The 19,747-nt window shown below is 42.2% G+C and carries 16 protein-coding genes; 5 read left to right on the top strand and 11 right to left on the bottom strand.

Translation table 11 applies throughout. From position 1 onward, the window contains the following. Nucleotides 1–396: 396 nt before the first annotated feature. The 4 genes from gcvP to AN390_RS01360 form a co-directional block, all read right to left on the bottom strand. Complete coding sequence (gene gcvP / locus AN390_RS01375; RefSeq protein ID WP_024033277.1) at nucleotides 397–3,288, bottom strand: aminomethyl-transferring glycine dehydrogenase; 2,892 nt, start codon at nucleotides 3,286–3,288, stop codon at nucleotides 397–399. Between the two features lie 154 nt (nucleotides 3,289–3,442). Next, nucleotides 3,443–3,832 carry a glycine cleavage system protein GcvH gene (gene gcvH / locus AN390_RS01370; protein ID WP_004587592.1) on the bottom strand — a complete coding sequence of 130 codons (390 nt, stop codon included), beginning with the start codon at nucleotides 3,830–3,832 and terminating at the stop codon, nucleotides 3,443–3,445. Between the two features lie 72 nt (nucleotides 3,833–3,904). Then, nucleotides 3,905–4,987, bottom strand: coding sequence for a glycine cleavage system aminomethyltransferase GcvT (gcvT, locus tag AN390_RS01365; protein ID WP_055252753.1), 1,083 nt, complete (start codon nucleotides 4,985–4,987; stop codon nucleotides 3,905–3,907). 97 nt (nucleotides 4,988–5,084) lie between these two features. Then, complete coding sequence (locus tag AN390_RS01360) at nucleotides 5,085–5,684, bottom strand: hypothetical protein (protein ID WP_004587594.1); 600 nt, start codon at nucleotides 5,682–5,684, stop codon at nucleotides 5,085–5,087. Between the two features lie 126 nt (nucleotides 5,685–5,810). On the opposite strand from AN390_RS01360, the gene AN390_RS01355 reads away from it, so the two are divergent. Beyond that, complete coding sequence (locus AN390_RS01355; RefSeq protein ID WP_024033279.1) at nucleotides 5,811–6,659, top strand: LysR family transcriptional regulator; 849 nt, start codon at nucleotides 5,811–5,813, stop codon at nucleotides 6,657–6,659. Between the two features lie 199 nt (nucleotides 6,660–6,858). Here AN390_RS01355 and rlmB read toward each other — a convergent pair whose 3' ends face one another. The 5 genes from rlmB to AN390_RS19760 all read right to left on the bottom strand — a co-directional run bounded on the left by rlmB (nucleotide 6,859) and on the right by AN390_RS19760 (nucleotide 12,128). After that, the gene (gene rlmB / locus AN390_RS01350; RefSeq protein ID WP_024033280.1) at nucleotides 6,859–7,602 is read right to left on the bottom strand and encodes a 23S rRNA (guanosine(2251)-2'-O)-methyltransferase RlmB; all 744 of its coding nucleotides are present in this window, start codon (nucleotides 7,600–7,602) and stop codon (nucleotides 6,859–6,861) included. Continuing rightward, nucleotides 7,599–10,100, bottom strand: coding sequence for a ribonuclease R (gene rnr / locus AN390_RS01345; protein WP_055252752.1), 2,502 nt, complete (start codon nucleotides 10,098–10,100; stop codon nucleotides 7,599–7,601). The genes rlmB and rnr overlap by 4 nt, the downstream gene beginning before the upstream one ends. Nucleotides 10,101–10,246: 146 nt before the next feature. Continuing rightward, nucleotides 10,247–10,861, bottom strand: coding sequence for a DNA-binding response regulator (locus AN390_RS01340; protein WP_029772010.1), 615 nt, complete (start codon nucleotides 10,859–10,861; stop codon nucleotides 10,247–10,249). A gap of 2 nt (nucleotides 10,862–10,863) precedes the next feature. Beyond that, nucleotides 10,864–11,961: a histidine kinase gene (locus AN390_RS01335; protein ID WP_055252751.1), complete on the bottom strand. Its 1,098-nt coding sequence runs from the start codon at nucleotides 11,959–11,961 to the stop codon at nucleotides 10,864–10,866. Next, on the bottom strand, nucleotides 11,958–12,128 hold the full coding sequence (locus tag AN390_RS19760) for a hypothetical protein (protein ID WP_024033282.1): 171 nt from the start codon (nucleotides 12,126–12,128) through the stop codon (nucleotides 11,958–11,960). The genes AN390_RS01335 and AN390_RS19760 overlap by 4 nt, the downstream gene beginning before the upstream one ends. A gap of 158 nt (nucleotides 12,129–12,286) precedes the next feature. On the opposite strand from AN390_RS19760, the gene AN390_RS01330 reads away from it, so the two are divergent. The 4 genes from AN390_RS01330 (at nucleotide 12,287) to queG (ending at nucleotide 16,533) form a co-directional block, all read left to right on the top strand. After that, nucleotides 12,287–13,153: a DMT family transporter gene (locus AN390_RS01330; RefSeq protein WP_024033283.1), complete on the top strand. Its 867-nt coding sequence runs from the start codon at nucleotides 12,287–12,289 to the stop codon at nucleotides 13,151–13,153. Beyond that, on the top strand, nucleotides 13,150–13,851 hold the full coding sequence (locus AN390_RS01325; RefSeq protein WP_055252750.1) for a glycerophosphodiester phosphodiesterase family protein: 702 nt from the start codon (nucleotides 13,150–13,152) through the stop codon (nucleotides 13,849–13,851). The genes AN390_RS01330 and AN390_RS01325 overlap by 4 nt, the downstream gene beginning before the upstream one ends. 213 nt (nucleotides 13,852–14,064) lie before the next feature. Then, entirely contained in the window at nucleotides 14,065–15,282 is a 1,218-nt protein-coding gene (locus AN390_RS01320) for a methyl-accepting chemotaxis protein (protein WP_055252749.1), read from the top strand. 117 nt (nucleotides 15,283–15,399) lie between these two features. Continuing rightward, entirely contained in the window at nucleotides 15,400–16,533 is a 1,134-nt protein-coding gene (gene queG / locus AN390_RS01315) for a tRNA epoxyqueuosine(34) reductase QueG (protein WP_055252897.1), read from the top strand. Between the two features lie 30 nt (nucleotides 16,534–16,563). Here queG and AN390_RS01310 read toward each other — a convergent pair whose 3' ends face one another. Continuing rightward, nucleotides 16,564–17,691: a PleD family two-component system response regulator gene (locus tag AN390_RS01310; protein ID WP_024033288.1), complete on the bottom strand. Its 1,128-nt coding sequence runs from the start codon at nucleotides 17,689–17,691 to the stop codon at nucleotides 16,564–16,566. 49 nt (nucleotides 17,692–17,740) lie between these two features. Next, nucleotides 17,741–19,732: an ATP-binding protein gene (locus AN390_RS01305; RefSeq protein WP_055252748.1), complete on the bottom strand. Its 1,992-nt coding sequence runs from the start codon at nucleotides 19,730–19,732 to the stop codon at nucleotides 17,741–17,743. Nucleotides 19,733–19,747: the final 15 nt, after the last annotated feature.

The raw sequence follows: 19,747 nt of genomic DNA, 5'->3' as shown, positions 1-19,747 counted from the left end.
GGGGCGGTCGGCGGTAGCCGCCCCTTGGTTGCCGCCAGCAACCTGGCAAAAAACCTTGAATAAGGTTTCTAATCTTTAAAAGTACGAAACGCATTCACATTATCGGTGATAATAACCTCAAACACCTATTCAATACTTATTCGGGCTCCCGCCCGCGCGTCAGCAAGCTATACGCCTACAACTAATAACACATACTCTTGGCTTTTGAGCGAGTAAGTATATTTGTGTTTCGTTGGGTTTCGTTTCACTCTACCCAACCTATGTTCATATAATTTATAGCGAATCACCACACACAAAAAAGCCGTGCATTGCTGCAACGGCTTTTATAATTTTGATAAATTCCCAAGCTATAATGGAGCTTACTATCCATTAAAGTTCAAAAATTAGTCTGTTCTCTTAGTCGCGATAAGTCTCTACCGCTGGGCATGAACATACTAAGTTACGGTCGCCGTATACGTCATCTATTCGTGTAACCGTTGGCCAGAACTTGTCTTTTGCTACCGAAGGCACTGGGAATGCAGCGTAAAAACGGTCGTACGCGCGATCCCATTCGTTACCTAACACGTCTGCTTGTGTGTGCGGTGCAAACACAAGCGGGTTGTTTTCAATTGACCATTCGCCAGAGATTACTTTGTCGATTTCGCCTTTGATTGACACCATAGCTTCGATAAAGCGGTCTATCTCGCCTTTTGACTCAGATTCAGTTGGCTCAATCATTAACGTGCCCGCTACTGGGAACGACATGGTTGGTGAATGGAAGCCGTAATCTTGCAAGCGCTTAGCTACGTCCATTTCAGTAATGCCTGATTGCTCTTTAAGTGGGCGTAGGTCAACAATACATTCGTGCGCAACGCGGTTGTTACGGCCACGGTATAAAATTGGGAAGTGCTGGCTTAACTCGTGCGTTAAGTAGTTAGCATTCACAATCGCCATTTCAGTGGCTTGTTTTAAGCCCTCGCTCCCCATCATGGTAATGTAAGCCCATGAAATAGGTAAAATAGCGGCTGAGCCGTAAGGCGCTGCTGATACTGCACCGTTGTTAATGTTTGTACCCGGTACGTTAATTACGCTGTGGTTTGGCATAAATGGCGCAAGGTGCGATTTAACACCAATTGGGCCTACACCTGGGCCGCCGCCACCGTGTGGAATACAAAATGTTTTGTGCAAGTTTAAGTGCGATACATCTGAGCCAATAAAGCCTGGGCTTGTTACGCCTACTTGCGCGTTCATGTTTGCGCCGTCCATGTAAACTTGGCCGCCGTGCTCGTGCACAATGTCACAAATTTCGCGAATGGTTTCTTCGTAAACGCCGTGTGTAGATGGGTATGTGATCATAATACACGATAAGTTTTCAGACACTTCTTCAGCTTTCGCTTTAAGATCTGCCATGTCTACGTTACCGTTTTTATCGCAATCAACCACTACAATTTTCATGCTGGCCATTTGCGCAGATGCAGGGTTAGTACCGTGTGCTGAGCTTGGAATTAAACATACGTTACGGTGCGCATCGCCGCGTGACTCGTGGTATTTACGAATAGCAATTAAGCCTGCGTATTCACCTTGTGCGCCAGAGTTTGGCTGAAGTGAAACTGCATCGTACCCAGTAATGTTAACGAGCCAGTCGTGCAGCTCGTTAATCATTATTTGGTAACCTTCGGCCTGATCGAGCGGGCAGAATGGGTGCAAGTTTGCAAATTCAGGCCATGTAATTGGGATCATCTCAGCGGTCGCGTTTAGTTTCATGGTACATGAACCTAACGAGATCATTGAGTGGTTAAGCGCTAAATCTTTGTTTTCTAGGCGCTTAATGTAGCGAAGCATGTCTGTTTCGCTGTGGTAGCTGTTAAAGTTTGGATGCGTTAATACTTCGTCATCACGTACTAAACTAGCTGGAATAGAGTCGCTACCGTTTGCTTCAATATCGGCTGTAATACTATCTACGCTTAGGCCATGGCCTTCACCTAGTACAATATCAAATAGCTCAGCTACATCGGCGCGTGTGGTGGTTTCTGAAACCGAAATAGAGTATTCGCCGTCGTGGTTTGTGGCAAAGTTAACGCCTTTGGCAAGTGCACGTGCTATTACGTCGTCTTTGCTGTCGCTAACTACTGTTAGCGTATCAAACCAGGTGCTGTGCTTAAGTGCGATACCTTTAGCTTTTAGGCCAGCAGCTAAAATATCAGCAAAGCGATGTATACGCTGCGCGATAGTTTTTAAGCCTTGTGGACCGTGGTACACCGCGTAAAACGCTGCCATGTTGGCAAGTAGTACCTGCGCTGTACAAATGTTTGAGTTGGCTTTGTCGCGGCGAATGTGTTGTTCGCGCGTTTGCATTGCCATACGCAGTGCGTCGTTACCTAAACGGTCTTTAGATACACCAATAATACGCCCTGGTAATGAACGTTTGTAAGCGTCACGTGTTGCAAAAAATGCAGCGTGAGGGCCGCCGTAACCCATAGGTACACCAAAACGCTGAGCCGAACCAAGTACTACGTCAGCACCTAATTTACCCGGTGCTTTTAGTAGTAATAAGCTCATAATGTCGGCAGCAACACAGGCAATGGCCTTTTTGCTTTGTACGCCGGCAATTAGGTCGGTTATATCGACTACTTCACCTGATGTAGTTGGGTATTGGAAAAGTGCGCCAAAAATGTCGTGGTTAACGGCATCTTCTGCTTTACCTACAATTATTTCAAAACCAAACTGCTCAGCACGGGTGCTTACTACATCGATTGTTTGTGTGTGTACGTCGTCGGCAATAAAAAAGGCATTGGCTTTTTTAGCTTTAGATACGCGTTTTGCAAGGCCCATTGCCTCAGCAGCAGCGGTTGATTCGTCAAGTAACGACGCACTTGCTAAATCTAGGCCTGTTAAATCTAGGGTCATAGTTTGAAAATTTAATAACGACTCTAAACGCCCTTGCGCAATTTCTGGCTGGTATGGCGTGTACGCAGTATACCAACCTGGGTTTTCTAGTACGTTACGTAAAATTACGTGCGGTACGTGCGTTGGGTGGTAGCCTTGGCCAATGTACGATTTGAAAACTTTATTTTTGCTTGCTACCGATTTTAAGTAGCTTAGTGTTTCAACTTCAGTACGGCTTTCGCCAACTGTTAATGGCTGCGCTAAGCGAATGCTTGCAGGTACAGTTTGGTCGATCAGCTCTTGCACACTTGATACTTCTAAAGCACTTAGCATATCGCTTACTTGTGCTGGGCTTGGCCCAATGTGGCGGCGAATAAAATCTTGCTTTTGCTCTAACTGTTCAAGAGATTTGGCGTTTGACATGCGTCTAGATTCCTATGATCCTAAATACTAACGGGTGATTAGTATTGATTAAAATATGTGATGATTTAATAACGTACTGTGTATGGGAAGTAGGCAGTTAAATCATAAAAGCCCCAAAAACTGTGAATGGGGCTTTTGTCATCTACTTAGAGTATTACTCTTCGTCGATTGTGTTAGCGTAGTCTTCTGCGCTAAGTAGGTTTTCAAGCTCTGACTCGTCAGTTGCTTTAATGCGGAATAACCAGCCGTCACCGTATGGGTCGTTGTTAACCGTTTCTGGTGCGTCTTCTAGCTCTTCGTTAATCGCAACAATTTCGCCGCCAACTGGTGCGTAAATGTCTGATGCAGCTTTAACCGACTCTGCTACTGCACAATCTTCGCCTGCATCTACTGCATCGCCTACTTCTGGTAGTTCTACAAATACCATGTCGCCAAGCAGCTCTTGCGCATGCTCAGAAATACCCACAGTAAATGTACCGTCACCTTCGTTGCGAACCCACTCGTGAGAAGAGGCGTATTTTAAATCGCTAGGGATATTGCTCATTATTTTGTTCCTTTGGTTTATATTGGGAGGATACCAATCACAATAATTATTGTGATTGGTATAACCAAATTTTTAAATGATTGATTTGCCGTTACGTACAAAGCTAGGCTTTACTACTTTAACGTTAACTAATTTTTTGCGCATTTCTACTTGGGCTGTATCCCCTGTTGAACGCGGTACACGTGCAAGAGCTACACTAAAACCAAGTGTTGGTGAGAAAGTACCTGAGGTAATTACCCCTTCTCCACCTTCAACAATTACTTTTGAGCCGCTACGCAATACGCCTTTTTCTTCAAGCACTAAACCAACAAGTTTAGGGGTGCTTTTTTCGGCGCGTTGCTTAACAAGTACGTCACGACCAATAAAGTCACGATCTTCTGGTTCCCATGCAATAGTCCATGCCATGTTAGCTGCAAGTGGCGATACGCTTTCGTCCATATCTAGGCCGTAAAGGTTCATACCTGCTTCTAAACGTAGCGTGTCGCGTGCACCTAAACCGGCTGGCGCTACACCTGCATCTAGCAGTTGTTGCCATAAATCGGCTGCTTGCTCGTTCGGTACTACAATTTCGTAACCGTCTTCGCCAGTATAACCCGTTGTGGCAATAAATAAATCACCCACTTGTACACCAAAAAATGGCTTCATACCTTCAACGGCTGCTTGTTGCTCAGCATTTAAAAGTGTGGCTGTTTTTGCTTTTGCGTTAGGGCCTTGTACTGCAATCATTGCAAACTCTGGGCGCTCAGTTACGGTTACTGTAAAGTCGGCAGATACTTTAGCTAAGTGAGCTAAATCTTTTTCGCGGGTGGCAGAGTTTACCACTAAGCGATAAAACGTTTCGCTAAAGTAGTAAATAATTAAATCGTCGATTACACCGCCTTGCTCGTTAAGCATGCCCGTGTAAAGCGCTTTACCAGGGACTGTTAATTTTGCTACGTCGTTTGCTACTAACTTACGTAAAAATGCTTTTGCTTGTTCGCCTTCAATATCAACAATGGTCATGTGTGATACGTCAAACATACCTGCATCGGTACGCACTGCATTGTGTTCTTCTATTTGTGAGCCGTAGTTGATTGGCATTTCCCAGCCATGAAAATCAACCATTTTTGCGCCTGCTTCAAGGTGCTTAGCATGTAGTACAGTTTTAGAAGTCATAACATTCCTTCACTTTTAAATTAACCCTGTGCGGGCGTGGCTTAAATAGATTTAACTAAACAGGCAAACACGGTTATGTTTACCGGTTATTTATGTATTAGGCAGCTTCGTTTTGCATTAGGGCAAAACCTTGTGCTTGTAAATGCTGTTGCCATTTTTGTAGTTCTTGTTGCTTGGCTACTAACACAAAGTGCTGTTCGTCGTTTTTATCTATGGCGGTAATAAATACTTCGCCGCTTTGCGCGCCATAACATAGTTGCGGGTTAGATAAACGCAGCCCTGGCGTTAATTTAAACGCGCTAATTAAGGTATCAAATGCGTTTGCTCCACACAGCGCAAGGGTTGCAAGGTCGCTACGTAGTACATAATCAATATCAAAACGAAGTTGTTGCTCGTTTATCAGTGCTTGTAATTGCAAGCTTGCGCTGTGCGGTAATACAAATCTAAATGCGGTTTCGCTAAAGTAATAAACGGCAAAGCTGTAATCAGAATTTAAATCGCCATCTAGCGTGCCTTTTAAGCCTAAGCCGCTGGCTGTAAGCTTTGTGAGATCTAACCCTAAAATAGTGCTTAAAAATACACTGGTTTCACTGCCACTAAAATCCATTACAACGAGGTTGTTATTTGCTTGCACGGCATTGGTAACTGCACTTGCAGCATTGCTGTGGCGGGCAAACATTATTGGGTTAAAAGTCATAACAAACACCTGTGTATTTTTGATACCAAAAGTATATTGCGCCACTGTGACAACAACAAATTGTAATTATTTATCAATTGATAAATAATACTTATATATGTAGCTATATAAATTGTAATTTTAAATATGAAAAACATATCAACCGACAGTTTGCGCACCTTTGTAATGGTTGTTGAGGTAGGTGGATTTGCAAAAGCCGGCGACCTACTTGGGTTATCGCAACCTGCGGTAAGCTTGCAAATTAAACGCCTTGAAGATTTACTCGGTTATAAATTATTTAAAAAGCAGGGCCAGCGCCAGGTGCTTAATCAGTACGGTGAGCTACTTTTGCCTATGGCAAAACAAATGATGCAGTATAACGATGCTATTTTGCAGCAGTTCACCTCAGAGAGCATAACCGGTAAAGTGCGCTTGGGTATTCCTAGCGAATTTGCAGCACGTATTTTGCCCTCAATTATTGGTGATTTTGTCTCGCTTTATCCTGAGGTATCGCTGGAGGTTAAATCGCGCTTAAGTAAACATTTACTGTCAGCCTCAAGGCAAGATCAATTTGATCTTGTTTTAGCGCTTAACGAGCGCCTTAATTCAGACAAGTTCCCTATTTTTATGCAAGACGAGCTAGTATGGGTGGGTGACCTAGCACAGGCAAAAAATGAGGTAGTAACCTTAGTCACCGCGCCCGAGGGCTGTATTTATAGGCGCCGCGCTACAGATGCACTTAAAAGTGCCAATATAAAATACCGAATTGTTTACAGCAATGCCGATTTAACCGGATTAATAGCCGCCATAAAAGAAGGCTTAGGTATTACTGTACTGGCTAAAAGTACGGTGCCAAGCGATCTTAATTTTCAGGCGAAAAGTAAATATTTACCAGCTCTTGGTAGCATAGGCATTAGCTTAATAAAAAGCGGTGGGGAGTCGGAGCACGCAGTAGACAAACTCGCCGAGTTTATCGCATTACGTTTAGGCTATTAGTACGCGTTGGCGATTTGCTTAACCTGTAAAATTACCAACTACGCTACATAAAAAACGCCGAGGTTAAACTAACCTCGGCGTTTTGTAAGCTAAACCTGGCGCTAACTAAAACCCTTATTTAAACGATTAAATAACGAGTTTTTGTCTATCGACACGCTTAGCTGCCTAAAAATAAATATATTAATTAAGCAACTGGATATTAGTTATTTACGTTACGTTGGCGTAGCACTTCAAATAAACAAATACCGGTGGCTACCGATACATTTAAGCTAGAAACACTTCCTGCCATCGGAATTTTAACTAACACGTCGCAATGCTCACGCGTTAAACGGCGCATGCCCTCGCCCTCTGCTCCCATTACTATTGCCATTGGCCCAGTAAGGTTTGCATCAAACACGTGGGTGTCTGTTTCGCCAGCTGTGCCCACAACCCATACGCCTGCGTCTTTAATTTCGCGAAGCGTACGCGCCAGGTTTGTTACCTGAATAAGCGGTACGGTTTCGGCTGCGCCACAGGCTACTTTTCGTGCTGTGCCGTTAAGCTTGGCCGACTTATCTTTAGGTACAATTATAGCGTGTACACCTGCTGCATCTGCGCTACGTAGGCAGGCACCTAAATTATGCGGATCGGTTATGCCATCAAGTACTAATAAAAACGGCGTGTCTTCGCGAGCAATGATCTCATCTAAATCTTTTTCGTTGTAAACACGCGCAGCTTTTACATTGGCAATAATACCTTGGTGCTGCTCATCGTTTGCTTTGTTATCTAGCGCTTTTCGCTGCATAAATTGTACAGAAATACCAAATTTACGTGCTTCATTAATAATCGGGGTTAAGCGCTTATCATCACGACCTTTTAGGGCATAAATTTCTAAAAAACGCTCTGGCTCTTTTGCTAAAATTGCTTCAACAGAGTGAAAGCCAAAAATTAATTCATTACTCACGTATTGTTTGCTCCTGGGCTATTACGTTTACGGGCATTTTTGCCTGGTCTTTTAGGCTTTTTAACTGCCTTTTTTTTCGGTTTTTTCTTAGCGGTGGTTTCAGCGGCTTTTTTTCCGGCTGGCTTTGCGCCAGACTTACCCGCTGGTTTGCCTTTGCTTTTACTGGCTGGTTTTTTACCAGCTTTGGGTTTTTCATCGCCTGATGTGTTTTTGCCAGGGATTTTACCCGCTTTAAGCTGCGATCTTACACTTGCTGGTGCATGGCTTGATTTACCGCGCCCTGCTCCTTTAGCTGAGCCACGGCGACGCGCGTATCTATCTTGAGCTACATCACCACTGAGCGTTAAATTTATACGGCGCTCATCTAAACTTACCGAAGCAACTTGTACCGTTACTTTATCGCCAAGGCGGTAAACGGTATGTGTATGCTCGCCAATTAGGGTGTGTTTTGCACCATCATGATGGAAGTATTCATCACCTAAATTAGTAACATGGATCAGGCCATCAATTTGTAAGTCGTCTAGGCGTATAAATAAGCCAAAGTTAGTAACGGATGAAATAACCCCGTTAAACTCATCACCCACGTGATCTTGCATAAACTCACATTTAAGCCAGTCGGCAACTTCACGCGTTGCGTCGTCTGCGCGGCGCTCGGTGGTTGAACACTGCTCGCCTAGTTGGTCTACTTCATCATCGGTGTACGCGTATGCGCCCGATGTTTGCTGACCTTGTGCTTTTATTACCGCTTTAATTGCACGGTGTACCACTAAATCAGGGTAACGGCGAATCGGTGAGGTAAAGTGTGCATACGCAGGCAGCGCCAAGCCAAAGTGGCCTATGTTATCTGGCTGATAAACCGCTTGCTTCATTGAACGAAGCAGCATGGTTTGAATAAGCTCGGCCTCTGGGCGGTCGCCTAAACGGGCTAACACTTGGGTAATTTCTTTCGGTGTTGGCTCATCACTTAATGTGCTTTGAATGCCAAGTTCACTTAAAAACTGAGTAAAGTTACCTAGTTTTTCTTGATCTGGCTCATCGTGCACACGGTAAAGCGCGCTGGCTTCGTGTTTTTCTAATAATTTAGCGGCCGATACGTTGGCTAAAATCATACATTCTTCAATCAGTTTGTGCGCGTCGTTACGAACAACCGGCACAATTGATTCTATTTTACGGTGTGCGTTAAATACAAAACGCGTTTCGAGCGTTTCAAACTCAATAGCACCACGGGTTTGGCGCGCCGATTTAAGCGCCATATACATTTGCTGTAAGTCAGTTAAATGTGGCACTACGGGTGCGTATTCTTCGCGTAGCTTTTCATCGCCTTGTAAAATGGCGTTTACTTTGGTGTAAGTTAAACGCGCATGCGAGTTCATCACCGCTTCGTAAAACTTATAACCCGAAAGCTTACCTGCGTCTGATACCGTCATTTCGGCCACCATACAAAGGCGGTCTACTTTAGGGTTAAGCGAACATAAACCGTTCGACAACACTTTTGGCAGCATTGGAATTACTTGCTCAGGAAAATACACTGAGTTACCGCGAGCAATCGCTTCTTTATTTAGCGGCGTGTTCATACCTACATAATGTGATACATCAGCAATGGCTACCCATAAGCGCCAGCCGCCAGATTTTTTACGCTCACAATATACGGCATCATCAAAGTCGCGGGCGTCTTCACCATCTATGGTGACCAGTGGCAGGTCGCGTAAATCTACACGGCCTTGTTTGTCGGATTCATCAACAAACTCACCTAAATGAGCAACTTGTTCTTCCACTTCTTCTGGCCAAACATGAGGAATATCGTGATTGCGCAGTGCCACCTCTATTTCCATACCTGGCGCTAAATGCTCGCCCAGTACGTCAATAATTTTACCTACCGCGTTCATGTTACGGCTAGGGTTTTGAGTGATTTGCACTTGCACCATTTGGTTATGGCGCGCGCCGTTTTCACTGCCTGGCAGAATAATAATATCTTGGGTAATACGTGGGTCTTCTGCTACAACAACTGCAATACCATGCTCAACAAAGTAACGCCCTACAATAGGTGCGCGCTCGTTGGTGAGTACTTTAATTATGCGGGCATCACATTTTGAGCCTGAGCCACGTTTTGTGCCTTTAGCAAGTACGATGTCGCCGTGCAGCACCATGTTCATTTGATGCTTGGCTATAAACCAATCTTTGCTCTCGCCTTCAACTTCTAAAAAGCCAAAACCGTCTCTGTGGCCAATTACTTTGCCTTTGGTTAAACCGGCTTCGTCAATTAGGGCGTAACATTTAAACTTATTAAAATACAATTGGCCATCGCGCTCCATGGCACGAAGGCGGCGCTTAAATGCAATTTGGCGTTCGGTATCGTTTACAGCTAATTCATCACAAAGTTGCGTGAAGTTAGCAGGTTTTGAACGCTCTTGAAGGTGAGTAAGTATAAACTCACGACTAGGGACTGGGTTTTCGTACTTTTCTTGTTCTCGGCTGAGATTTGGATCTTGGTTTGACATTCACTATCTTGTTAGTTGGTTATGTAGGTATTTTAACCCATATACGTAAAATGAGACAGGTAAAAGCGTATGAAACTTTTAATAAACCGCTTTAATAAGTAAAACATACGCTTAATGGCCTTAATCATCACTTAATATAAGCGCGATTATAACCAGCCTTTTTGCTTTGCAATACGCGCTGCATCTACGCGGTTAGTGGCATTGAGTTTTGCGATAGCATCGGATAAATAATTACGTGTTGTGCCTTCGCTTATAAACAGCTGTTTGGCTATCTCGCTTGTTTTTAAGCCATCGCTTGCAAGCTTAAGTGCTTTGCGCTCTTTATCGGTGAGCGGGTCGGCATCGTCAAGCGCGTTAATGGCAAGCTCTGGGTCTATAACCTTTTGCCCTTGCATTACCTTTTTAAGTGCATTGATAAGCTCATCACTTGGCGCTTCTTTTAAAATGAAACCTTTAACGCCTAGGGCGAGCGAGCGCCTAATATAACCAGCTCGCGAAAACGTGGTCATAATAACCATTTTAATGGTTGGGAACGTGGCCGCTATTTGCTCACTTAGCTCTATACCGCTCATGTGTGGCATTTCAATATCGGTTAAAATTATGTCTGGCAATGCCTCATCGGCCAGTGCTTTTATTGCATTAAGTGCATCTTGGCCGTTACTGGCTTGGCCTATCACTTCAATATTAAAATCAAGGCTTAACAATGCCCCTACAGCGTCGCGCACGAGTGCTTGATCTTCCACTAAATATACTTTGATCATTGTTAATCCTTAGCTGAAATTGGCAGCATTACGTTTAAAGTAAACTTCTCGCCACAGGTAAACGTGGCATGGCCATTAAGTTGCTCTGCACGCTCTTTAATACCATTTAAACCGTTACCTGCGTTTAACGTGCTGCAAGGTGCGTTATCAACCACACTTATATGCAGCTGATGCTGTGTTTGCTCTATATTTATTTCGGCGTTTTTATTACTGCTATGGCGTAATAAATTAGTTACCGCTTCTTTAATTATAAGCCCTGCGATCCCTTCTACTTTAGGAGGCAAGGTATTTAATACAACATTAAAGTTAACGTTAAAGTCTTGCTCTATTAGCCTTTGTTTAAGCTGGGCTATTTGGCTTATTAAATTAAGTTGTTTTAAATCGCTTACGGCGTTTCTTACATCGCTAAGTAACTGCCTTGCTAGATCTGCTACTTGTGCTATTTCGTTATTGGCTTGTTCGTAGCGCTCTCCTTGATTTAGCTTATTAGCAAGCTCGGCTTTTAAAGCAATAGATGATAGTGAGTGGCCTAAAATATCGTGTAGGTCGCGCGCTATTCGTTCGCGCTCAGCAATAGCAGCTAATTGCTCTAATTGGTTAGCGCTTTCTTGTTCGCGCTTTTTATGCAGGCGCTCTTTTTGGGTTGCAATGCCAAAGGCCAGCAGCGCTCCTGAAATTAATAAAGTGCCGGCTAAAAAGTATTTTATGTTTGCTATATCTGCCAAATAGGCGCTTAACGCCACCGTAAATATGAGGCTAAAAACGGCATATAATCTGCTTTTTTTAGCGTAAGACTCACCAGCTATAAACGCGATAAAACCAAATAATGTAGAGGTACCTGTGGTATAAAATGTGGCGCTAAAACACACCACTAACATAATAACAAACAGCGTTGTTATACGCTTTGTTTCACAGTGCATGGCTTTTATGTAAAGCAAAATAAATACAATATAAAACGCCACGCTCATTACAATGGTATTGACTGGCAAGTTAGATAGATTAAAAAGAGTCGGAAGCAAATAAAACCCAGTAAAAATTAAAGGTGCGTATTCCCAAAACTTTTTATTACTGGGCTTTGAAAGCGTATTTGTTGTACTCATGCCAGTGCCCCTAGTTCATTGTTATTGCTTATAACATTATTTTTATTAATAAATATAAATAACACAAAAATACTAATGAGTATAAAGTAATCATTTATTGAAACACTAAAGCTAAGTGATTCTAAAAACTCGCTAATAGCGAGACTTATTAAAATTAACGTATTCATAGCCACCTCCCATTAAGATAAGTTAACTATGCCAAAGCCGAAAAATAATAAGAGTGTGAAATGTCATTAACTTTGCTGACATTTGTCATGTTTTAAAAATTTCATCCTGTGAGTTCGTACCCAGTGATAAGATAATAAAAAAAGGAGTTCTCATTTAAATGCAGCCACAACAGCAAAGCCTGATTTACTTACATATTGCCGTGTTACTTTTTGGGGGCACCGCCCTTTTTGCAAAGTTAATAGGGTTAAATGCAATTGATATTACGGTGTATCGTACCGCTATTGCTGGCATGGCAATTTTGGCTATGCTGTATTTTCAAAAAAAACAAATTAAGTTAAACAAACCAAAAGATTACCTCATTGCGTTATTTTTAGGTGTAGCGGTAGGTATGCATTGGGTTACTTACTTTGCAGGCATGCAAATGGCGGGCGTAACTGTGGGTATGCTGGCTTTTTTTAGCTACCCAGTAATGACGGTATTTTTAGAGCCCTTGTTTAATAAAAGCAGGCCCCAAGCAAAAGATATTATAAGCGCAGCTGTGGTTGTATTAGGTATATATTTACTCGTACCCAGCGCAAATTTAGGCGACGATGTAACCTTAGGGGTTATTATGGGTGTGGTTTCGGCTTTGTTTTTTTCGATTAGAAATATTACCCATAAGCGCTTTTTTAGCCAGTATGGCGGCCCACAAACCATGTTTTATCAAACCTTAGTGGCAAGTGTTATGCTTTGCGCATTTATTAAGGTCCCTGTGTATGAGGTGAGTAACCACGACCTTATTTTAATTGCTGTGGCGGGTATTATTTTTACCGCTACACCGCACTCGCTGTTTGCAGCGAGTTTAAAGCACTTATCGGCAGCTACTGCGGGGTTAATTTCGTGCTTGCAGCCGCTTTACGGCACTTTGTTGGCTATTGTTATTATTCATGAGCGCCCAACGCTACTAACACTTATTGGCGGTGCACTTATAGTCAGTGCAGCCTGTTTTGAAACGTGGTCTATTACTCAAAAGGCTAGAAAATGAAAATATTTGCGCACCGCGGGGCAAGCGGCAATTACCCAGAAAACACTAAAAGCGCTATTTTAGAAGCGTTAAATGTAGGGGTAGATGGCATTGAAGTTGATATTCAAAGTGCGCTTGATGACTATATGCTCATACACGACTCGTGGCTAGATAGAACCACCAGCGGGCACGGTAAAGTAAGCGACTTTACGGCGCAGCAACTTAGTCTGTTGGATGCCGGTAACGGCGAGCAAATCCCCACTCTACAGCAATTACTTGATTGGAATAACAATAAAACATTACTCAATATAGAGCTTAAACATACCTTTGAGCTTGAAAAGTTTGCCACTATTTTAAACAACAATATTGCTAAAGGCGTTATTACTAAAGGTAATATTTTAGTGTCGTCGTTTGATCACCATCAAATTCATTGGCTTAAAAATAGGTTACCGTGGTTACACATTGGCGCGTTAACCTCATCAATTCCATTAAATTATGCACAGTTTGCTCAACAGTTAAATGCGTATAGTGTTCATGTAGACAAAAGCTTTGTAAATAAAGCTTTTGTAGATGATGCCATAGCGCGAGGCCTGCAAGTTTATGCCTACACCGTAGATAGGCCAGAAGACATGGATTTTATGCTAAAAATTGGGGTGCATGGTATTTTTACTAATTACCCCGCTCGTTCTAAAAAATATTTAGCAAACATTATTACTTGAGTTAACGGTAACTTAGTCGATAATCTAGCTAGGGCGTGATGTTCTTTGCGGATTGAAATTTGTTCAATCTAGGGGCGATTAAATCGCGGCNGCTCACGCCCCTTACCTACATCCATGTAGGCAACAAAGAGTTTATCGCCCTTAGGCAGAACCCAAAGGGCAGCGCATGTTCAACCATCAAAGGTCAACACGCCCTAGATGGGTAAGCAATAAATGAGTGGTGTAATGCAATTTTATAATTATATTGAGCGAACATTTTTTTATACGCTTACGCGTAAAATAGTGGGTAATTTAAGCTTTGTTTTTTTGTTTCAGGCCATTACCTTATTTTGGTTATATCAAAGCTTAAGCGAGCAGCACAGTACTAGCGCATTTTGGTTGTTAACCTTGGTTATTGTAGCGGGCTTTGCCTTTACTATTTTTTATATGCGCTATTTAATAGTGCGCCCTGTAAAAGCTATGTGCGACACTTTAGTAAACATAAACCAGCAAGAGGCTAATTTAGCCGCCAACTTACCGCAATTTTCTTTTGACGAATTTAAAGAACTAAGTACGCAATATAACTTATTTACTAACCACTTAAGTGATTTACTAAGTACAACTCACGCCAGCGCTAAAGCCAGTGAGCAAAGTAATGTTGATGTAAATACCGCTATGCAAAATACGCAGCACTTAAGTGAGCAGCAAACTCAGCTAAGCCACAATATTATTAATGCGAGTAACCAAATAGTGCAAAGCTTAGAGGGCATAGTGAGCAATACCGACAGCGTGCATAGCGTTAACAGCGAGCACTTAGACTTTGTTAAGCTTTCGTCGCAAGAGCTTGCAAGCTTAGTCGATAAGGTGTCGCTTATTGGTACCTTGCTGCAAAGATTTTCTAAAACGGTGTCTGGCCTTAAAGAAAACAGCGAAAACATTCGCAGCATTTTAAAAATGGTTGAGGAGTTTTCGGATCAAACTAATTTACTGGCACTAAACGCTGCCATTGAAGCGGCACGCGCTGGCGAAGCTGGTAGAGGGTTTGCGGTTGTTGCTGATGAAGTACGTACATTATCGGTAAAAGTAAGCGGCGCAACCCGACAAATAAGCGACTTTATTAACCAAATGAATGAGCTGGTTAACGAAACCAATCAAGAAAGTGAGCAGTTAATTAGCCACTCAAGTACCGCACAAAGCGCCATTAGTAATACCTCTGAAGGGTTTAAAACAATGCTAGGTGAGTTTGAACAAAACCAACAGCAGCTACAGCAAATAGCGGATGCGGTGCATACGCTAGAGCAAGCGCAGCAGCACACTCACCAATCGGTAGAGCAAATTGTTACCTTAGGCGAGCAAGCTAAAAGCGCTATTGATCATGCACTAAGTAATAGCCAGCAATCACATGCACTTAGCCAACAAACACAACAGCAATTAAAGCGTTTTGTGCAATAAGCAATTACAAAACAAAAGCCGAGCGGTATATTGCCTTAATATTTTAACTGGCAACATTCAACAGCGCTTTATAAATATGGTAAATTACGCAGCTAATTATTTAAGTGTGTAATGTGTGTGAGTAACTCAACCCCTAACTATCAACAGCTAGCCAAAAATATTAAAGCCTGGGGCCAAGAACTCGGCTTTAGTGAGGTAGGTATTACCGATATAGACCTATCTAAACACGAAGCACAATTACAGCGCTGGTTAGATGCGGGCTACCATGGCTCTATGGATTATATGGCAGCCCACGGCATGAAACGCGCACGCCCTGCTGAACTAGTCCCTGGCACCCAGCGGGTTATTTCGGTAAAAATGAACTACCTGCCCCCTGATGCTAGTTTTGCCAAAACACTAAAAAACACCGAAAAAGCCTATATTAGCCGCTACGCATTAGGGCGTGACTATCACAAATTAATGCGCAACCGACTAAAAAAGCTGGGCCAAAAAATAGAGCAAGAAATTGGCGATTACGGTTTTAGGCCATTTGTAGACTCTGCGCCTGTGCTTGAGCGCCAGCTTGCTGAAAAAGCGGGATTGGGCTGGCGAGGTAAACACTCTTTATTAATAAACCAAGAAGCTGGGTCGTGGTTTTTTTTAGGTGAGCTTTTTGTTGATTTACCCCTGCCAATAGATAATGAAAACACGTTTGAAGGCTGCGGAAAATGTGTAGCTTGCATTACGCTTTGCCCAACAGGCGCAATTGTAGAGCCGTATGTGGTAGATGCACGCAAATGTATTTCGTACTTAACCATTGAGCACCAAGGCCCTATACCTGAGCAATACCGTGCATTATTGGGGAACCGAGTTTATGGCTGCGACGATTGCCAATTGGTTTGCCCATGGAACCGTTATGGTCAAATTACCGATGAGCAAGACTTCCACCCCCGTACACAACTAAAAAACAAAGACTTACTTGAGCTATTTGCCTGGGACGAACCTACTTTTTTAAAAAATACCGAAGGCAGCCCAATTCGCCGTATTGGTCACGAACGTTGGCTGCGTAATTTAGCGGTGGGTTTAGGCAATGCCGATTTTAGCCCTAGCATTATTAACGCTTTAGAAAGCAAACATGAGTCTAGCTCGCAGCTAGTAAAAGAGCATATAGAGTGGGCGCTTGAGCAACAAAATAATAAACAACGAGAACAACTTCGTAAAACACAGCGCCTAATTAGAATTGTCGAAAAAGGCTTACCTCGTGATGCGTAAATCACTCAGGTGAGCCTTATTATGAGAGGTTTATTTTTTAAGTAACAAAGATAAATCTTGTTCAATTTCAGCAAAGGCGGCTTTAACTTGTTTAACCGACTCTTCTCTGGCAATTGAATTTTGAATAGTTTCGTCCACTTTTTTATAAATAAACACCTCTTGGTCTTCATCTAACCCCATTGTGGGTATGCGTACTTCTAAGTCTTCTTGTAATTGCTTGAATACCTTTTCGTTACTTTCGCGGTTTTCGTTTAGTAACCCAATCAAGCCATGAAACTTACTATGCACTGTGCTGGCTACATCATTTAGCTTTTGCTGCTGCGACTCAAGCATTTGCTTGGTCATAATTGCACGTAACTGCTGTTCAGTCACACTGACAATAAAACAAACGTGGTCACGAATACGCCCGTGTTTATCTGGGTCGTGATCTGGCATGTTCAGAATTAACAAGCTAATCATCTCGTAGTTAACTAATATTCGGTGAGAAAACTCATGTAAGCGACCTTTGTTTTTAAGCATATCAAACAGCTCAATTACAATCGGCGAACACACTCCATTAAGGGCAAAGTGCTCTATTGTATCGCCATGTCTAAATTCAACATTACTTTGTAGGTCAAACGTTTGTAAGCAGTCTATTAAGGCTTTACCTAAATCTTGCGGATTATTAATAAAACCAATGTTTTCAATGTAGTTAACTATTTGCCCCATTTCGCTACTGTTTGCCATAGCGTTAAATGCCGTAGATGTTGCATCTTCTACTTGTTTTTCAAGGCTTTGTTTTTCTATTAATACTTGGTTTAAGTTTTTAAGTTTTGATTTAAGCTCATCATGCCCAAACGGTTTTACAATGTAATCCTCGGCACCAACTGAGTAACCTTCCATACGCTCTTCAACCGTTCCTCTAGCGGAAACAAACATAACAATTATATGCGCGGTATTCGGATTCGCCTTTAATGCTTTACACACTTCGTAGCCATTCATTTGCGGCATACTTACATCAAGTAAAATAACTTGGGGCATGTAGCCTTCAACCATGGCTAAACACTCAGGGCCGCTTGTGGCAACTTGTAATTCGAAATCAAGATCTTCTAAAATTTCTTCAATAATTTCAAGGTTGAAAGGTTCATCATCTACAGCAAGAATTTTAGTTAAGGCCATATTTTCATCATCCAATTAAATATAATTTAAACATTACTTACACATATAATTAGCTATCTTGCACTGCTAGCTTATCATCGGCTAAATGCTCATCTAAATCTATTTCTAGGGGTACCTGAATCCTAATTGTTGCACCACCATCGCTATTATTACTTGCCGTAATTTCGCCTTGATGAAGCGCTACAAACTCTCTACAAAGCGCAAGCCCTAAACCAGTACCACCAGCGCCACTGTTCGTTTTGCTGCTTTGTACAAATTTAGTAAACACGTGCTCTAATTCATCCTCAGGTATACCTATTCCATTGTCTATTACATCAATAATGGCGCTGCTTTGATCAGCCATTAAGTTCACTTCAATACGACTTTTAGGTTCGCTAAATTTAAGTGCGTTACCTAACACATTGCGCAATAGCTGATTAATTTGCTCTTCATCACACTGCACAACCACTGGCCCGGGTTTTGAAAAAACAATTTCAATTTCTTTTTCCATAGCCGTACCAGAGACATCATCAATACTGGTTTTTATAATACTTTCTATATTGTATGGGCGTGGATTAAATGGAAATTTCCCCACATCCAATTTTGATAAATCAAGTAAGTTGTTTAATAACGACAATAAACGCTCGCCGCTGCTTTCAATACGCGACAAGTACTTTAAAAGTTTATCTTTAGCAAAATCGCCTGCTTCTAACTTACTCAAACCAAATCGAGAAAAGCTTAATATAGAGTGCATAGGGGTGCGTAACTCGTGCGACATGTTAGCCAAAAATTCCGATTTGCTTAAATTGGCAGCTTCGGCCACATTTTTAGCATGCTCTAGCTGAGAAGTACGAGCTCGTACTTGCTCCTCAAGTAGGTCTTTGGCTTCAAGGAGTAATTCTTCTTTTTGTTTTAAGTGAGTTACATTTTTAAATATAACCGCTAACGCAATTTCGCCATGGTGGTCTATTTCGTTAAACGAGCCAACCAGCGGAATATACCCGCCGTCTGTTTTTTGCAAACGTAGGTCGCTACTAAATTGGCGGTTACGATTGAGTGTGCTGATTTTATTTTTTATTTCAGCACTTGATTCCTCATCTAAAAATTCAAATACCGAAAAACCCGCGAGTTTGTCAAAGGGCAGCTTAAACAGCCTTAAGCAGGCATCGTTTGCTTCTATTACTTTGCCGCTGCGCTCAAATAACATAATGGCGTCAGGCGTATTTTTATAAATAACTTGTAGTAGGCTGTCTTTTTCGATTAATGCATCAACGGTATCTTGCAAACGCTCAACTAGCTCAGCGTTACGGCGTTTTAAAAGCTCTGTTTGCCACAATTTATGTACCGATTGCAGCAGTACGCTATCGGTTAGAGGCTTTATTAAAACATCTTCGACCCCTTTACGAATTGCCTCAATCATTGAAACTTGCTCAGGGCGTGCGGTAAACAATAAGCATCGGCAATCTGGCTGAGACATTTTAATAGCAGAAAAAATATTTAAACCGGTGCCATCTTCAAAGCTAAAATCGCTAATTAAAATATCTATACTGTTTTCATTCGCCACTGTCACCGCTTCAGTTGCGCTGGTTGCGGTTAGCGTTTTGATATGCGCCCCGACTAAATTACTTTTCATTTTTTCAAGGCGCTCAGGCATATGATCAACAAGTAAAATAGTGGGGAGTTTTAAAACGTGGCTAGAGCCAAGCTCTAAGAGATTTTCGAGTAATGAGGTAATTTCTTTATTTGAAAAAAACGGATAAATAACCGTTGCATCTGGGACTAACTTATTAAGCTCGCTAAAGGCGCTAAGTTGCTCACCGCTTTCGGCTTTAGGGGCAAGTAATACACATCGGTCTTGTGAGATTTTTTGAGCTATCGACTTTACTACTTCACACGGCACTCCGTAAGCACCAATTACCAAGTCATACTGGCTGGTGTTAGAGTATAAATCAATCATAGAGTAATGAACGAGCTCAGCCTCACAACCTATTAATTCTAGTAAAACTTTCACTCTCATTGCGATAACACTGCTGCTATCTACAATTAAAATTTTTCGACTCATTAAGCCACACTATCG

Origin of the sequence: Pseudoalteromonas sp. P1-11 (assembly GCF_001399995.1) — a bacterium.
GTDB lineage: Bacteria > Pseudomonadota > Gammaproteobacteria > Enterobacterales > Alteromonadaceae > Pseudoalteromonas > Pseudoalteromonas atlantica.
The sequence above is the reverse complement of the archived record's forward strand: the minus strand, read 5'-3'. Positions and strand labels throughout refer to the sequence as shown.

Bases quoted from the DNA above. Each gene is read 5' to 3' on its own strand.
- gcvP (WP_024033277.1), bottom strand. From the start codon at position 3,288: ATGTCAAACGCCAAATCTCTTGAACAGTTAGAGCAAAAGCAAGATTTT.
- AN390_RS01325 (WP_055252750.1), top strand. From the start codon at position 13,150: ATGAAAATATTTGCGCACCGCGGGGCAAGCGGCAATTACCCAGAAAAC.
- AN390_RS01360 (WP_004587594.1), bottom strand. From the start codon at position 5,684: ATGACTTTTAACCCAATAATGTTTGCCCGCCACAGCAATGCTGCAAGT.
- gcvH (WP_004587592.1), bottom strand. From the start codon at position 3,832: ATGAGCAATATCCCTAGCGATTTAAAATACGCCTCTTCTCACGAGTGG.
- AN390_RS01305 (WP_055252748.1), bottom strand. From the start codon at position 19,732: ATGAGTCGAAAAATTTTAATTGTAGATAGCAGCAGTGTTATCGCAATG.
- AN390_RS01340 (WP_029772010.1), bottom strand. From the start codon at position 10,861: ATGATCAAAGTATATTTAGTGGAAGATCAAGCACTCGTGCGCGACGCT.
- AN390_RS01335 (WP_055252751.1), bottom strand. From the start codon at position 11,961: ATGAGTACAACAAATACGCTTTCAAAGCCCAGTAATAAAAAGTTTTGG.
- AN390_RS01355 (WP_024033279.1), top strand. From the start codon at position 5,811: ATGAAAAACATATCAACCGACAGTTTGCGCACCTTTGTAATGGTTGTT.
- gcvT (WP_055252753.1), bottom strand. From the start codon at position 4,987: ATGACTTCTAAAACTGTACTACATGCTAAGCACCTTGAAGCAGGCGCA.
- AN390_RS19760 (WP_024033282.1), bottom strand. From the start codon at position 12,128: ATGAATACGTTAATTTTAATAAGTCTCGCTATTAGCGAGTTTTTAGAA.
- rnr (WP_055252752.1), bottom strand. From the start codon at position 10,100: ATGTCAAACCAAGATCCAAATCTCAGCCGAGAACAAGAAAAGTACGAA.
- AN390_RS01310 (WP_024033288.1), bottom strand. From the start codon at position 17,691: ATGGCCTTAACTAAAATTCTTGCTGTAGATGATGAACCTTTCAACCTT.
- AN390_RS01320 (WP_055252749.1), top strand. From the start codon at position 14,065: ATGAGTGGTGTAATGCAATTTTATAATTATATTGAGCGAACATTTTTT.
- AN390_RS01330 (WP_024033283.1), top strand. From the start codon at position 12,287: ATGCAGCCACAACAGCAAAGCCTGATTTACTTACATATTGCCGTGTTA.